Genomic DNA, 517 nt, shown 5'->3' with positions numbered 1-517 from the left:
TTAGGAACGCTAGCGTGACAGATGGAAATTGAAGAATTGTTGAGTTAGTCGAACAAGGAAATCAACACTAATCATTAATTAAGCCTAATGTTATATCCATTCTTTCAATTTTTTATTGTAAGTCTGAGGATCTAATGAAACCTCTTTTGGTTTCGTTAGACCACAAGACTCCACGAACGAAGTGAGATTTGGTAAGAGAAATACAAAAAGGATAAGAAAGATTGACTTATAGGGATAAGTTAGCCTAAGTTAAGGATAAATTAGGGTTAAATTAAGGGTAAGATAAAGCTAAATTTATGCTATTTTGGGGGTGGGGAAATGCAAGTTCCAATCAGTAAAGTCACAAGAGAATTGGAGATTAAATCATTTCAACTGCATAAATGGGAAGAACGAGGATGGCTCGGAACTGAGCCCGTTTTTAAAGATCCAGATAACAATGGCCAACGTACGTACAGTAAGCAGCAAGTTGAACGTATTGAATTTATAGATGAAGTCATTAAAGACCAAAGGAAACGGG

At 35.8% G+C, this 517-nt stretch carries 1 protein-coding gene; it reads left to right on the top strand.

The window, feature by feature from the left end; translation table 11 throughout:
* Positions 1-318: 318 nt before the first annotated feature.
* The coding region (locus H2672_RS19260) for a MerR family transcriptional regulator (protein ID WP_186674014.1) at positions 319-517 on the top strand (199 nt) is incomplete at its 3' end.

This window comes from Sporosarcina sp. BP05 (genome assembly GCF_014282005.1).
Lineage (GTDB): Bacteria > Bacillota > Bacilli > Bacillales_A > Planococcaceae > Sporosarcina.
This window is presented reverse-complemented; position numbering and strand designations above follow the sequence as displayed.